This window comes from bacterium, from assembly GCA_035529855.1.
Classification (GTDB): domain Bacteria; phylum RBG-13-66-14; class B26-G2; order WVWN01; family WVWN01; genus WVWN01.
Genome location: DATKVX010000028.1, coordinates 1 through 14,203, shown reverse-complemented (window position 1 = coordinate 14,203; position 14,203 = coordinate 1). Strand labels below are relative to the sequence as shown.

14 protein-coding genes are annotated in these 14,203 nt (G+C 66.9%); 10 read left to right on the top strand and 4 right to left on the bottom strand.

Translation table 11 applies throughout. The features are described 5' to 3' along the window. Positions 1-156: 156 nt before the first annotated feature. From VMX79_02745 to larC, 5 genes are read left to right on the top strand one after another with little or no spacing between them, the layout of a single operon-like run. Positions 157-1,653: a radical SAM protein gene (locus VMX79_02745; GenBank protein ID HUV86010.1), complete on the top strand. Its 1,497-nt coding sequence runs from the start codon at positions 157-159 to the stop codon at positions 1,651-1,653. Between the two features lie 17 nt (positions 1,654-1,670). After that, positions 1,671-2,081 (top strand): HEPN domain-containing protein, encoded by a 411-nt coding sequence (locus VMX79_02740; GenBank protein HUV86009.1) that lies wholly within the window; start codon positions 1,671-1,673, stop codon positions 2,079-2,081. Between the two features lie 2 nt (positions 2,082-2,083). Further along, positions 2,084-3,091, top strand: a complete 1,008-nt coding sequence (locus VMX79_02735) for a tRNA-dihydrouridine synthase (protein ID HUV86008.1) — start codon at positions 2,084-2,086, stop codon at positions 3,089-3,091. Next, positions 3,078-3,839: a nickel pincer cofactor biosynthesis protein LarB gene (gene larB, locus VMX79_02730; GenBank protein HUV86007.1), complete on the top strand. Its 762-nt coding sequence runs from the start codon at positions 3,078-3,080 to the stop codon at positions 3,837-3,839. The genes VMX79_02735 and larB overlap by 14 nt, the downstream gene beginning before the upstream one ends. Beyond that, positions 3,836-5,080, top strand: a complete 1,245-nt coding sequence (gene larC / locus VMX79_02725) for a nickel pincer cofactor biosynthesis protein LarC (protein ID HUV86006.1) — start codon at positions 3,836-3,838, stop codon at positions 5,078-5,080. Before larB ends, larC begins: the two co-directional genes overlap by 4 nt. Before the next feature lie 4 nt (positions 5,081-5,084). Here larC and VMX79_02720 read toward each other — a convergent pair whose 3' ends face one another. The 3 genes from VMX79_02720 to VMX79_02710 are packed head-to-tail and all read right to left on the bottom strand — an operon-like array spanning position 5,085 to position 8,669. Beyond that, entirely contained in the window at positions 5,085-5,753 is a 669-nt protein-coding gene (locus VMX79_02720) for a type II secretion system protein GspG (protein ID HUV86005.1), read from the bottom strand. A 44-nt stretch (positions 5,754-5,797) separates the two neighbouring features. Further along, positions 5,798-7,015, bottom strand: a complete 1,218-nt coding sequence (locus tag VMX79_02715) for a hypothetical protein (protein ID HUV86004.1) — start codon at positions 7,013-7,015, stop codon at positions 5,798-5,800. Then, positions 6,978-8,669: a DNA repair helicase XPB gene (locus VMX79_02710; protein HUV86003.1), complete on the bottom strand. Its 1,692-nt coding sequence runs from the start codon at positions 8,667-8,669 to the stop codon at positions 6,978-6,980. Before VMX79_02710 ends, VMX79_02715 begins: the two co-directional genes overlap by 38 nt. A gap of 145 nt (positions 8,670-8,814) precedes the next feature. Between VMX79_02710 and VMX79_02705 the strand changes: the two genes are divergently transcribed. Further along, entirely contained in the window at positions 8,815-9,210 is a 396-nt protein-coding gene (locus tag VMX79_02705; protein ID HUV86002.1) for a MerR family transcriptional regulator, read from the top strand. Between the two features lie 262 nt (positions 9,211-9,472). Next, positions 9,473-9,862 (top strand): NifB/NifX family molybdenum-iron cluster-binding protein, encoded by a 390-nt coding sequence (locus VMX79_02700; GenBank protein HUV86001.1) that lies wholly within the window; start codon positions 9,473-9,475, stop codon positions 9,860-9,862. Positions 9,863-10,106: 244 nt separating this feature from the next. On the opposite strand, the gene VMX79_02695 is transcribed toward VMX79_02700, so the two are convergent. Next, positions 10,107-11,009, bottom strand: coding sequence for a tetratricopeptide repeat protein (locus VMX79_02695; protein ID HUV86000.1), 903 nt, complete (start codon positions 11,007-11,009; stop codon positions 10,107-10,109). 111 nt (positions 11,010-11,120) lie between these two features. On the opposite strand from VMX79_02695, the gene VMX79_02690 reads away from it, so the two are divergent. From VMX79_02690 to VMX79_02680, 3 genes are all read left to right on the top strand, one after another. Continuing rightward, positions 11,121-13,310: a tetratricopeptide repeat protein gene (locus tag VMX79_02690; protein HUV85999.1), complete on the top strand. Its 2,190-nt coding sequence runs from the start codon at positions 11,121-11,123 to the stop codon at positions 13,308-13,310. Positions 13,311-13,632: 322 nt separating this feature from the next. Then, positions 13,633-13,761 carry a hypothetical protein gene (locus tag VMX79_02685; protein HUV85998.1) on the top strand — a complete coding sequence of 43 codons (129 nt, stop codon included), beginning with the start codon at positions 13,633-13,635 and terminating at the stop codon, positions 13,759-13,761. A 26-nt stretch (positions 13,762-13,787) separates the two neighbouring features. Then, on the top strand, positions 13,788-14,203 hold a 416-nt coding region (locus VMX79_02680), incomplete at its 3' end, for a hypothetical protein (protein HUV85997.1).

Here is a 14,203-nt window from a genome sequence, read left to right as displayed (position 1 = left end):
CGCGTGAAGGCGCTGTTCCGGTAGGGGCGCGTTGTAGGGGCGTAACGCGTTACGCCCCTACCCGCAACCACGTGCCCCTACCCGGCCCCACAGCCGCCCCGCCCCCGGCCGGCTTTTCTTTTTGCCTAAAATACACGTATATGTTAATTTTACGGCGTGAAGGTTGCGCTCGTATACCCCGACTACGCGCCGTCCAAGACGCTCGCCGCGCCCGCCGACTACGGCTTCTACGCCGAGGGGATATCGTCGGTGGCCGCGGTCCTCGAGGACGCGGGCCACGACGTGACGCTGTTGCACCTCATCGGCCGGCCCGGCCGCGACGAGTTCGAGGCCGGGGTGCGCGAGGCCGCGCCGGACGTCGTCGGCTTCTCGTCGCGCACTACCATCTGGCCCGAGATTAGGCGGCTGGCGGGCATCGCGCAGGAGGCGACCGACGCGCCGGTCGTCGCGGGCGGCGTCCACGCTACCCTCGCGCCGGAGGAGGTTGCCGGCTCTCCCGAAATCGACGTCGCCGTCGTCGGCGAGGGCGAGTACCCGCTGCTCGAGCTGTGCGACGCGCTGGAGGCGGGCCGCGACTGGCGCGCCGTCGACAACCTCTGGTTCCGCGAGAACGGCGACGTTCATAAAAACCCGACGAGGCCGCTCATCGAGGACCTCGACGCGCTGCCGCTGCCGGCGTACGACATCTACGACAAGAATATCCTCTACGACGTCGCCATCGACACCGGGCCGGTTATGCTCTCGCGCGGCTGCCCGTATATGTGCACGTACTGCTGCAACCACCAGCTCAAGCAGGCCTACCCCAACCGCAAGCACTACGCGCGCTTCCGCTCGCCGGCGCGCTCGATTGATTATATCGAGAACCTTCGGGCGACTTTCCCCAACGTCAAATATCTAAACATCACCGACAACATCCTCCCGCTCGAGCGCGATTGGTTCTTCGAGTTCATCGAGTTATATAAGGAGCGCGTCGGCCTGCCCTTCACCTGCCGCTACCGCTACAACCTCGTCGCCCGGGACGTACTCGAGGCGTTGAAGGGGGCCGGCTGCTACCTCGTCCACTTCGGCCTGGAGTCGGGCAGCGAGGAGCTGCGGCGGACGGTCCTCAACCGCCAGATGGGCAACGAGCAGATCGAGGAGGCGCACCGCCTCTGCCGGGAGGTGGGGCTGGCGACGCTCACCTACAACATGGTCGGCCTGCCCCACGAGGACAAGGCGCTCTTTCTGGATACCGTAAAGTTGAACGCGCGCGTGCGGCCCAACCGCATCGTCTTGTCCGTCTTCTACCCCTACCCCCACACCGCGCTCCACGAGCTCTGCGAGCGCGACGAACTGCTGGCGCCGGTCTTCGACTACGAGAGCGAATCGTACCTCGAGCAGCCGGCGTTCCCGGTGGCGCAGGTGCGCTTCTGCCAGGCGTACTTCGTGCCGGCGATACGTTATTATCAAATACTGGGCCGGCTCGGCCTTGTCGGCCGGGCGCTGGCGCGCGCGAGCGACGCCTTTTATAAATCGCGCCTCCTACCGCACAAAGTCTTAGTAGCCGTGGCTAAGTTAGGCCGCTCGCTTTACGACGGGACGAAGCTCTTCGTACGGCGGCGGCTGCCCGGCCTCTACGTAAAGCTCCGCGATTGGCGGGTAAGGCGGGCGTGACCTCAAGCGGGGAAGATATGGACCGCGCGAAATTGTTCATATACCGCCGTTGGCTGCAGCAAGGACAGCGCGACCTCAACGCCGCCGAGGTCCTGCGGCGAAACGACGTCTACGAGTGGGCGACGTTCCTGGCGCACCAAGCCGCGGAGCGCGTTCTCAAGGCGTACCTTTACTACCACGACGAGACCTCGGTGATAGGCCACTCCATACGCTCGTTGGTCCATAAATGCGGCGCCCGCGACGCGGCCTTCGAGGCCATCCACGACGCCGGCAAACTCGACGACTTCTACGCGGCGCCGCGCTTCCCCGACAGCTTCGCCGAAGAGGTCCCGGCCTACGCCGTAACGCCCGAGCAGGCCGAGGTCGCGGTGAAGCTGGCGCGCAAAGCCGTGGATATGGTGAACAAGCTCGCGCCCCGGGAAGGTTAGGAGTGGCGGGACCGTTAAAGCCGGCGACGATAAGAATAGGCAACGTCGAGGTACCCGGACGGGTGGGGCTGGCGCCGCTGGCCGGCTACACCGAGTACCCGTTCCGCGCCGCGGTCGCGCGCTTCGGCTGCGCGTTCGCCGTAACGCCGCTCGTCTCGGCCGAGGGCCTTATCCGCCGCAACGAGAAGACGACGCGCCTCCTGGCCACCGGCGACGACGACGCGTCGGTGGTAGCGGCGCAGATATTCGGCGCGCGCCCCGCCGCCATGGCCGAGGCGGCGAAGATAGCCGCCGGCGCCGGCTTCCCTCTCGTCGACGTCAACCTGGGCTGCCCCGCCCCGAAGATACGGAAGCAACGGGCCGGCGCGGCGCTTGCGGGCGATATGGTGACGCTTCGTAAAGTCGCTCGAGCCGTCGTCGCCGCGTCGCCGGTGCCCGTTACCGCGAAGATGAGGTTGGGGGACGCCGCCGGGGAGAAACGCGCCCTGGCCGCGGCGAAGCTGCTGTGCGAAGAAGGGGTGGCGGCCTTGACCGTGCACGGCCGGACCCTCGAGCAGGGCCTGCGCGGGCCGGTGGATTGCGCCGCCGTGAGAGAGATCGCGGCCGCGGCGGCCGTGCCGGTGTGGGCCAACGGCGGCATCGAAACGCCACAAGACGCCGCGAAGCTCCTCGAGGATACGGGCGCCGACGGCGTTATGGTGGGGCGCGCCGCCGTGCGGAGACCTTATTTGATAAACCACGTGGAGGAATACCTGGCCCACGGCGAGGCCCCGGCGCCGCCGTCCCGAGCGGCGTTGGCGGAGGCGATACTATTTCATTTCGAAAAGGCGGCGTCGCTGGACGGCGAGGAGCGGGCGGCGCGGCAATTCCGTAAGCACTTGCTGGCGTACTTAAAAGACGCCCCCGGCGCGAAAGCCCTGCGCCCCCGCGCGGCCGCCGTCGCGTGCCGCGACGACGTAGTAAACGTTCTGGACGAGTTTAAAAAACTACCGGATTATGGACCGCCGTAAGTTAGAGGAGCTGCTGCGCGCCGTCGCGGCCGGCGAGCTGAGCGTCGACGGCGCCGTCGAGCGTTTGAAACACTTCCCCTACGCCGACCTGGGCTTCGCCCGGGTCGATACCCACCGGGCGCTTCGCGCCGGCTTCCCGGAGGTAATATTCTGCCAGGGGAAGACGCCGGCGCAGGCCGCGGCCATCGCCGCCCGCATCGCCGAGACGGGCTCCGCCGTCCTGGCCACGAGGGCGACGGCCGAGGCGTACGAGGCCGTGCGCGAGAAGTGCCCCGGCGCGCGCTACCACGAGGAAGGCCGCGTCGTCGTCGTACCGGGCGAAACGGCCGTAGAACCGCGCGGCCGGGTGCTCGTCCTATCCGCGGGGACCGCGGACATCCCGGTGGCGGAGGAGGCCGCGGTGGTGGCGGAGACGGTCGGGTGCCACGTCGAGCGCGTCTACGACGTCGGCGTCGCGGGCCTCCATCGCCTCCTCGACAAGCTCGACGCTATCCATAAAGCGGACTGCATAATCGTCGTGGCGGGGATGGAGGGGGCGCTGGCGAGCGTCGTCGCCGGTTTGGGCGGCGGCCCGGTGGTCGCGGTCCCCACGAGCGTCGGCTACGGCGCGAGCTTCGGCGGCGTCGCGCCGCTGCTGACGATGCTGAACTCGTGCGCCGGCGGCGTGGTCGTGGTCAACATCGACAACGGCTTCGGCGCCGGCTACGCCGCGGCCTTAATAGCACGCGGCGCAACGGTCGAAAAATGAAAATCCTCTTCATAGACGGGAGCGCCGGCGCGAGCGGCGACATGTTGCTCGCCGCGCTGCTCGAGTTAACGGGAGGCCGCACGGCCCTCGAAGAAGGTCTGGCCCGGTTGGAACTCGCCGGCGTTCGGTTGGTGTATCCGCCGCGGCGCCGGGGCGGCGTGGAGGCGACGGGGGTTGAAGTCGTGGTCTCGGGCGAGGCGCCGCACTTCGACGACGTGCGGACGGTGGAGCGCCTGCTTGACCGCGCGGAGCTGTCGCCGTACGTCCGGAGCGGCGCGACGAGAACCTTCCGCAAGCTCGCCGACGCCGAGCGACGGGCGCACCGCGTCGCCGTGGGCCACGCCGGCTTCCACGAGGTGGGCGCGGCGGACGCCGTCGTCGACGTCGTAGGCGCTTTTACTTTGCTTGAGCTCGTGGCGGCCGAGCGCGTCGTCGCCTCGCCGCTTCGGCTCGGCTCGGGTTGCGTGGACGCCGCCCACGGCACGCTGCCCGTCCCCGCGCCGGCTACGCTCGAGCTCCTACGCGGCGTCCCGGCCTTCGCCGGCGACGTCCCGGGCGAGTTCACGACCCCCACCGGCGCGGCCTTGATAGCGAGCGTCGCCGACGAATTCGGGCCGATGCCGACGATGACGGTGGAGCGCGTGGGCTACGGCCCCGGCGCGGCCGACCCCACCGGATTTCCCAACGTCCTCCGCGCGTTCGCGGGCGAGGGCGCCGCCGAAGAGGAACCGTGCGGCGAAGACATGGTCACCGTCCTCGAGGCCAACGTGGACGATATGACGGCCGAAGAGCTGTCGTTCGCGGCCCGGGCGCTGTTCGACGCCGGCGCGTTGGACGTCGCCGTTACGCCGGCGGTCATGAAGAAGGGACGCCCGGGGCACATCGTGAAGATAATAGGCCGGCCCGAGGACCGCGGCCGCCTGTGCGACCTTACGCTCAGCTATACTTCCACCCTCGGCGTCCGGAGCTACGACGCCCGGCGCAAAACGTTGGAGCGGCGCGTCGTGACGGTCGAGAGCGAATACGGGACGGGAAAAGTAAAACTCGCCGTGGGGCCGGGGGGCGAGACGTTCGCCCACGCGGAGTACGACAGCGCGGCGGAGCTGGCGGCTCGAGCCGCCGTCGGCGTTCGGGAAGTGGCCCGGGCGCTCGAGGCCGCGGCTTTGGAGAAGGAACCGCCCCGGCCCAATAAAAAAGGCGCCGGCACCGGCCGCCCGCCCGACGATACGCCGTTAAAGTAACGAGCTAAAATCGACCCCGCCGGCCTTCTTTCAAAGCCCCCCACAGGCTCGGGAAAGCGGGCCGGCTTTCGCGCTCGGCGCGTCCCTCGAGACGAAGTCTCACGTCATCCGCGGTGCCCAGCTCGCCGTCTTTGCCGGCGGCCTTGACGACGTGCTCTTTCGCCGACGACTCGTAGGCCAGCGGCTTGCCGGCGGCGTCCGCGACGGCGCCGTCCACGACGTACGACTCCGGCAGGTAGGGCCCGAGCCACCCGCCGTCGCCGGGCGGCTCCTCCACCAACGCTAAGAGCCCTCCCTCCGCCGTGGGATAGCGTCCCATGTCCCTCTTGTAGTAGTCCGCGGCGTCGGCGACGTCATCCAACCGCGCGCGCGTCAGTTCGCCCCGGTAGAATTCGGCGCCCCACTCCATCGCCGGCCTGAGCAGCGCCAGCGCGCCCCACGCCGCCCCCACCACGGCGGCGAGCGCGAGCAGAAGGCCGGGCCGAAGTCGGCCGCCGCGCGGCGCCGGGGCCGCGGGAGTCGCCTCGGCCGGCGGAACGTCGCGGCCGCAATAGTACTTGCCGTCTACCACGCGGGCGCATTCCTCGCACACCGGCTCGCCGCACACGACGCACCTCGCGACGGCGGGCCGCGCCGGATGGCGCGCGCACTTCGTTATCTCTCTCTCGTTCACGTTGCCCTTCGCTCGAGACCCGCTGAATCAGGCGGCCCGGGTCGCTACCAATAGTAATTCAAGCCGGCCTGGAATTCCATAAAGTCTACGAAGTAGCCGTTTTGGTCGAGGGCGCCGCGGCGGCCGTACGTCAACGCGGCGTCCAACCTGCCGCGCCGGTCCATCACCGGCCACCCGCCGCCCATAGCGTAATGGTACGAGTCGACGCCGCCGTACGTCGCGTCGCGCACGTACCACGGCTTGTAGCCGAAACCGGCCCGCACGATGGCGCCGCCGTCCGTCACGTACTCGCCGCCCGCGGAAGCCCACCCCACGTCGCGCGCCGCACCCGCGATTACGCTCGCCACGCCGTCGTCGCTCGACTCCATCGACTCGTAGAAGGTGTAGATGTAGTCGACGTGGACGTTAACGCTCTGCGCCTTGAGCGAGAACGCGACCCCGGCCGAGGGCGGAAACCGCACGTCGTAGCCGTCGCCGAAGCGGACCTTGGCGCCCTTCTTGCCCAGCGCCGCGGCGGAGAGCCGCCACCCGGGCGCGAGGTCGAAACTCTTGGCCGCCGACGCGCGTACGTCGTAGCCGCGGCCGTGGATGTCTGCGTTTTCGACCGCCTGGTCGGAAGTGATCTTTTGGCCGCCCCACAGGAAGTCGCCGGCCACGCCCCACGACACCCCCAACGCCCGCGCGGCCAGCGCCGGCCCCACGGCCCGCAGCGCGCCCCGGCTTTTAATCTCGTGGTTCGCGCCCTCTCCTCCGCCTATGTCGTACGTATAGTCGTGCGGCGTCCAGAGCGCGCCGCCCACCACCAACCTCTCCGCCGCTATGGGCCAGGCGCCGGCGGCGTACGAACCGGCGAACGAGCCGGGGAAGGACTCCGCGGCCGGGGCGTCGCCGTCCGGCTGCACGGTGTAGGCCCAGAACCGGTAGCCGCCGCCGCCCGCCGCGGCCGGCCCCTGCAAGGAGGCCAGCGCCGCCGGGTTCGTCACCGCGGCCTCGGCGCCGTATACCGCGGCCCGCCCGGCGCCCGCCATCCCGGTCGAGCGGGCGTCGGCCTCGTGCCGGACCTCCCCCAGCCGCATCGTCTCCTGGCCGTAGCTCGCCGGCCAATCGTCGTAGTAGATATTGCCGCAGGAGGCGGCGGCCAGCGCGCTCGAGCAAGCCGCCGCCGCGGCTGCCGAACGCAGCGTTTTAAATTTAACGCTCCCCGCCCTTCGGCGGGCCGGAAGCTTACGTCTCGAAAAAAGCCTCGGCGTCGGCGATCTCATATTGGTAGCCCTGCTCGGTTAAAAAAAGTTCGCGCTTCAACGCGTAATCCTGCTCCACCGTGTCGCGCGATACGAGGGTGTAGAAATGCGCGACGTTCTCGCCGGATTTGGGCCGGAGGATTCGGCCCAGCCGCTGGGCCTCCTCCTGCCTCGAGCCGAAGGTCCCGGAGACCTGTATCGCGACGTTGGCGTCCGGCAGGTCGAGGGCGAAGTTCGCAACCTTCGATACCACCAGAACCGGGACCCGGCCCCGGCGGAATTTCTCGTACAAGACGTCGCGCTCGGGTTGGGGCGTCTTGCCGGTGATGAGCGGCGCCCGGACCGTTTCGGCGATCACGTCGAGCTGGTTCAGGTAGTGGCCTATGACGAGTACGCTGTGGCCGCGGTGAAGCTCGAGCAGGCGCTCGACCACCGGGACCTTGCACGGGTTTTCGGCCGCGACGCGGAAGCGGCGATGGTTGGACGCCACGGCGTAGCGCAGCCGGTCCTCCGCGGCCATCGGCACCCGGAGCTCCCGGCACAGCGCCCGCGCGATCCAGTTCTTGCGCTCGAGCTCCTTCCACGGCGTATCGTACCTCTTGGGGCCGATGAGAGAAAAGACCTCGTCCTCTTTGCCGTCCTCGCGCACGAGGGTGGCGGTAAGGCCCAGGCGGCGCCGCGCCTGTATCTCGGCCGTGATGCGGAAGACGGGAGCCGGCAGCAGGTGCACCTCGTCGTAGATTATCAACCCCCAGTCGCGCTCGGCGAAGAGCTTGAAGTGGGGGAACGGCCCCTTCTTCGACGGCCGCCAGACCAGGATCTGGTACGTGGCCACCGTTACCGGCCGCCGCTGCTTGACCAGGCCGGTGTACTCGCCGACGTCGTCGGCGGTGAGCATCGTCTTGTCCAGCAGCTCTTCCTTCCACTGGTGCACCGCGGTGATGTTGGTAACCAGGATGAGGGTCTGGGCGGCGACTTCGGCCATGGCGGCCATTCCCACGACGGTCTTGCCGGCGCCGCACGGCAGCACGACGACCCCCGAGCCGCCGGCCGCGGAGCCGGCCCGGTAGAACGCCTCCGCCGCGGCGCGCTGGTAGTCGCGGACGACGAACGGCTCGCCGGTCGCGGCCTGGGTATCGCGCAGCGTCACCTCGAGCGGGGCCCCCGCGACGTAGCCGGCCAGGTCCTCCACCGGGATGCCGAAGCGTATCAGCGCGCTCTTGACGTGGCCGCGCGCGTACTCCTTGAGCCGCACTTTCCTCTCGTCGAAGACGCCGCCCTCGAGATACGAAACCACCTTGCGGTTGTTCATTATCTGCGCGAGCAAGACGTCCTCGCCCACGTCCAGGTAGTAGCCGGCGCCGTCGCGCAATAATTTTACTTTCCCGTACCGGCTTATCTGGTCGCGCACCAGCCACTCGATTATGGGCGGGACTTCGTAACGGCTGTAGTCTTTCAACGAGCGGACGATGTCGTCGGCGTCGAGGCCGGCCGCGGCCGCGTTCCACAGCGATATGGGCGTAATGCGGTAGGTGTGTACGTGCTCCGGGCTCTTGACGAGTTCGGCGAAGGGGAGCAGCCGGTCGCGCACCTCCTCGTGCCGGGGGTGGTCGACTTCTAAAAAAAGCGTGCGGTCCGATTGGACGATTAGCGGTTTGCGGTCGGCGACGGCCATTACTTAGATATTAGCATACCGGCCGGTGTAAATAAAATTTTATTGCGCGACCCCGTCGGGCATCTCCGGACGGCGGGGGCCGCCGGCCCGGCGCCGCCTCGTTTTTACTTGACAATTATAATATATATATATAGTATAAAGTTAAATGTTAAAGATGGGCGAGGTAATTGTCGAGGCGGTCCCCATCGGCGTGGCCGCGGAGGCGTTGGCTGTTCACCCTCGGACGCTACGGTTGTATGAAAAAGCGGGCCTTGTAGGGCCTTCCCGCCGGCGCGGCCGTCGGTACTACTCGGCGGCTGATCTCGCCTGGCTCCGTTGTCTGAGGGAAATCGTCCACGGCCACAAGATCAGCCTGGCGGCGCTGGGGCGGCTTCTCAATTACGAAGGATGCTGGGAGATCCGGGGGTGTAGCGCGGCGAAGCGAAAGGCGTGTCCGGCGCGGCGGGGCCCGGGGCCTTGTTGGGAGAGGATGCGCGCGTGTTGCAGGCGGGGCCGCGAAGTATGCGCTACGTGCTCGTATAAAAATGACAGAAACGCCTGACGGCCTACGGAGGTTAACGATGCGGAGATTTAAATGCGCGGAGTGCGGCCACGAGCTCGAGGTTCCCCACGGGACGGGAGGCGCGGGCCGCGATACAAAATGCCCGCGGTGCGGAGGCGCGGTGCACCGGGTGGACGCCGGCGGCCCGCCTGAAGGCTGCGGCCCCTCGCAAGGCGTAGGGGGCCGAGGCCGCGGCCAGCGCGCGGGTCAAAGGTCCGAGGAAAAACGCGAGGACGCAAACGGATAACTAGGGGTGCCCGAAATGAAGATCGCGATGCCGACCGACGACCGCAAGACGCTGGCCGGCCACTTCGGCCGGGCCGCGGAATTCGCCGTTTACGAGACGGCCGGAAGCGAAGCCCGGTTACTCGAGTACCGCCCGAATCTTCACGTCCGCCACGCCGCGGGTCAACAAGGCCGCGGCCAACAGGCGGCGCGCGGCGGCCGGGGCGATTTCGACGAAGGGCTCGCCGGCGTCGACGTATTAATCTGCCACGGGATGGGGCAGCGCGCGGTGGAAGCGTGCGCCGATATGGGCGTGCGGGCCGTCTTCACCGCCGAGGACGAGCTGGACGATGTCGCGGCCAAGTTCGCGCGCGGCGAACTAGCCGAGGCCGACCCGTCTTGCGAACGGGGCGAAGGTCACCACTAATAAGCCTCGCCTCCGGCGGCCCTGTCTACCTGAATAAAATACCCGGCGAAACCGCCGGGCCGTACTGGGGCGCAAGGCCGCGCAAACGCGCGCGGCGAGCTGGCCGAAACCGACCCCTCCTGCGGGTGCGGCCAGGGCTCTTCGGCCTGACCCCGTCCGCGGTTACCCGGGCGTACCCGCCTTATGAATAAACCCGGCTCGGGGTCGGGTTATTTCGTCGCGCCGCCGCGGGCCGGGAACACCGCTACCTTCTCTTTACGAAATAGTAAATCGCCGTCGCGACCGCGGGTATCAGGAACGCCAACCCGCCCAAGACTATAAGCACGATGGTCCAGGCCGCGGCAAACTGCGGGTCTTCGGATATCTCGGCCCAACCGCCGATTAGGCCGCAGCACACGCACGACAGGCAAACCACCAGCGCGCCGATAGTAACGCCGATGAGGGTTTTGAGCACCGCCGGCGAGCCGCGGAAGACCTTCTTCGTCTCGCCCAGCGTCGCCATACGCTCGAGCTGTTTGTGGGCCTCGACGGCGACGTCCGAGCCGGGGGCGAGCTCGATGGCGCGCTCGAGGAAGTTCTGGGCCCGACCCGGGTCGCCGTGGTTGATAAAAGTTAACCCCAGCCGGTAGAGAAGCTCCTGGTTGGTCGGCTCCTGCTTGAACGCGGCGCGGTACATCTTGGCGGCGTTCGTCCAGTTGCACTTGTAGAAATAGTAATCGCCCAACAAGAGCCAGCCGTAGGCTAGCATCGCGGCCACGGGGTACTTGGGCTCGCCGTCCTCTATCAAGGCTGCGGCGCGGTACTTGCGCCAGTTTTTGCGTAAGCGCTCCACCGCGGCGTTGAGGTCGCGGTAAATGGGCAGCGCCGCATCCTCCAACCATTCCCGGTATTCGCGCTTGGTGCCGATGTCGAGCGGCGGCTTCTCGCGCTCGGCGGTAATCGGCTTGCCGAAGAACTCGCCGTACGAGAACGTCTTCGTTACCGGCACCGGGTCGCGGTAGACGCGCCGCGCGAGCTCGAATATCACGTCCGCTTTGGCGTGGAGTTTGGCCTCCGCCTCCTCCAGGTACGAACGCGCTATTTTGAGCTCGGTCTGTATGGGGACTTCTTCATTCGCCATAATCCAACCCTCGCGTTGTCGCGCCATAGTAGCGCCGCGGCCCGAGTAAGTCAAGCGCGGCTTTTAAAAGCCGTTGACGGCGGCGAAGCGATTTGATACGATGGCACGAACGCCTGCGTCGCGAGGGCCTCGCGTAAAGTGGAAAAAGTGCGAATATTTCTGGGAAGACGTTATGCCGGCTGGGGCGCCTTAGCGCTGGCTGCGGTCGCCGGGGCCGCGTTCCGCTACGCCGCGATGGACCACCTTTCGCCGCGCGAGTTCTCGTACTTCATCGACTCCTGCATCCGCTTCCGGTACGCCGAGATGCGGATGCTGGGCGAAGAGCCGCCGAGAATCGACCCGGCGGCGCAGTGGCCCGAGGGCTTCCCCGTCCACCGCATGATCCTCACGCTCCCCGACCGCACCGCGGCGCTGTTTTACAAACTACACGGCGGCGACACGTACTTCACGGCGCGGGCGCTGGTAAACGCGCTCTCGGCCGCGGCCGTCGTCGCTTTCGCGGCGCTCGCGCTCGCCGCCTTGCGGCGGCCGTGGCCCGCGGCGGGCGCGACCTTCCTGTACGCCGCCACCTTCGGCGGGTACTCCCGGAGCTGGGGCAACTTCCTGCGCGAAGACTTCGCCATGCCGGGGCTGCTCATCGCTACCGCGGCCACGCTGTACCTGCTCACCTCGAGCGGCGGCAAACGGCGGTGGTCGGTGGCGGCCGCAGCCGCGGCGGCGACGCTGTGGGCCGGCTCCTGCTGGCATATGAGCCAATTTTACCTCGCGGTCCTGGGGTTGTTCGTCGTCGGGTACGGCGTCGCGGGCCGCGCGGAGCGGGCGGCGCTGGCGGGCGGGGGGCTTTGGCTCGGCCTGGCGTTGGCGGCGATACTGAACGAGCCGCTGTGGGCGAAGGGCGCTTTTTGGAACGTGAGCGTCGCGCTGGCGGCGGCGCCGGTCGCGGCGTGGGCCCTTTCGCGCGCGCTCAAAAAGTCGGATAAGGCCGGGTGGTTCGTGGCGGCGGCCGCGGCGGCCCTCGTCGCGCTGTCGTTGGCCTTCGGCCGCTCGCCGGGTTACGGCCACGTCTACGAGCTAGTATGGGCCAAGGTAATCCACTTCGGCAAGTTCCCCGGGCCGGCGGCGCTCTCGTCGGACGCGCGCTTCTTCTGGGTGGGGCCTTATAAATCGCCGGCGCCGATGATGGTCTTCTTCGAGTACGGGCCGCTGCTCCTCACCGCGGCCTTCGGCCTCGCCCTCTGGTGGTATAATCTCGTTAAGAAACGCCCGCCCGGGGGAGCGTTCGTAGCGTTGGCGGCCCCGGCCTTCGCCCTCCTTTACCTCCTGATGGTAAGGCTGACCATATTCCTCGTACCGTGGGTAGCGATACTCAGCATATACCCCGCCGCGGCGCTCAAGAAAGCGAAGGCGCGCGCGACCTACGGCGCCGCCCTGGTCTTACTGCTGGCCTTCCATATATACACCGCTAACGTGAAAAGCCAACCTCAGTGGTTCCGCGGCGCAGTGAACTCGGTCTTCCGATACGAACCCGAGGTCCCCTGCTATTACGGCTCCGAGCGCATCCAGCTAATCTTCTGTCTGGCACGACAACCGCAGCCGTCGCCGGTATTGGCGGATTTCTCGTTGAGCCCGCCGTTCCTCTACCTGGCGCGGCAGCCGACGGCGCTCAACCCGATGTTCGAGGTCCCGGAGGTGCGGCGGAAAGCGCTCACGTACGCCGAGGCCGCGATAGCGGACGAAGAGACGTTCTACCGTCTGTGCCGGCGGTGGGGCATAAAGTACGTCGTGCACGTCGCGACGCAGGTCCTTTCGCGCGGGGCCGGTTCGTTCTATAACGCCACGGCTCGAGAGCCGGGCCCCGACTCCGCGGCGGGGCTCATGCAATTCCACCCGGAGAAGCTGCGCCGCTTCCGCCTCGTCTTCGAGACGTACAACGTTCGCGTCTTCGAGGCGGGCAAGCCGTACGACGGATACGTCTCGACGGCCTACCACCCGCTGTACGACCCGAGCTTCTTTCCGACCATCCCGTCTCCCGACGAATTGAACGAATTCTACCACGAATTGCGCCGCGCCAACTACTTCTATACGCTGGGGTGTTCCCAGTTCGGCATCGGCGACTACGTCGGCGCCGCGGCCGCCTTCCACCGCGCGCTCCGCCTCCACCCCGACTTCGAGGACGCCAATCTAAGGCTCGGGGAGTCCCAACTGGCGCTCGGGCGATACGAGGACGCGCGCCGGGCGTTCGAGCGCGCCCTGGTCGCGACGCCCGGCGACCCCCGGCCGCGGGAATACCTCAAAGCCGTGGAAGCGGCGGAGAAGGCCGGCAACTAACGCGCCTCGGGAGGTCGCGACGCCGGAACGGAAACGTTCACGTTAAAGAAAATAGGGGTCATCCGCACGCCTTACGCCGACGCCGCGGCCCGCTCGAGCCGCACCGGCTGCCCTTCGCCAAGATGGAGTACACGACGATGCCGGCGGCCCGGAAGAAGCTCTAAGGCCGCTGGGAAGACATTTAAGGCGCTCGGCAATAGGATATCCAAAACCCCTCGCCTCAGGAGGCGGGGGTTTTTTATTAAAAAACCTTGACTTCCACACGGGGGCGGGTGTAGAATTTTACTCAATAGGGTAACGGGACTTTTTCGGGAGGTAAAAAATGAGGATAATAAAAACGTTGGGCGCCGCGTTTCTATTGATAGGAACGGTGGGCGCCTTTTTATTTAACGTCGGCGAAGACGTTAACATATACAAATTCCAAAAGCCGCCGCGCTTCGGCGAAAGCTAGAATTGTAAAATAAAGGGGAAATAGATATGAAACTATTAATGGTCGGGATAATAGCGGTAACGGCCGCCGGCGCGGCCTTCGGCGCGTTCGGCGACGTCGTTTCGTCGTTTCCGGTACCGCCTAATACGGGAACATGTGGCCTCGCATGGGACGGTAACTACCTTTGGTTTTGCGGCGGCCCTTATGCGAAGTTCTTAAGAACTACTACTACGGGGTCGGTAGTCTCCTCGTTCGTTTACGGCCAAACCCCGACCGATTACCGCGGGTTGACCTTCGACGGCGAATACCTGTGGTTCTCGGGTTCGCAGCCAGTAGGGGGTTACGAATACCAGCGTTTGACGACGACGGGTACGTACGTAAGCCGGTTCTTCAAGGGCTACGGCGACCCGGGCGTGGCGTGGGAGCCGCCCCGTTATTTATGGGTTGGGCCTATGAAAGTTAC

Bases quoted from the DNA above. Each gene is read 5' to 3' on its own strand.
- VMX79_02710 (HUV86003.1), bottom strand. From the start codon at position 8,669: ATGGCCGTCGCCGACCGCAAACCGCTAATCGTCCAATCGGACCGCACG.
- larB (HUV86007.1), top strand. From the start codon at position 3,078: ATGGACCGCCGTAAGTTAGAGGAGCTGCTGCGCGCCGTCGCGGCCGGC.
- larC (HUV86006.1), top strand. From the start codon at position 3,836: ATGAAAATCCTCTTCATAGACGGGAGCGCCGGCGCGAGCGGCGACATG.
- VMX79_02715 (HUV86004.1), bottom strand. From the start codon at position 7,015: ATGAGATCGCCGACGCCGAGGCTTTTTTCGAGACGTAAGCTTCCGGCC.
- VMX79_02685 (HUV85998.1), top strand. From the start codon at position 13,633: ATGAGGATAATAAAAACGTTGGGCGCCGCGTTTCTATTGATAGGAACG.
- VMX79_02700 (HUV86001.1), top strand. From the start codon at position 9,473: ATGAAGATCGCGATGCCGACCGACGACCGCAAGACGCTGGCCGGCCAC.
- VMX79_02740 (HUV86009.1), top strand. From the start codon at position 1,671: ATGGACCGCGCGAAATTGTTCATATACCGCCGTTGGCTGCAGCAAGGA.
- VMX79_02695 (HUV86000.1), bottom strand. From the start codon at position 11,009: ATGGCGCGACAACGCGAGGGTTGGATTATGGCGAATGAAGAAGTCCCC.
- VMX79_02705 (HUV86002.1), top strand. From the start codon at position 8,815: ATGTTAAAGATGGGCGAGGTAATTGTCGAGGCGGTCCCCATCGGCGTG.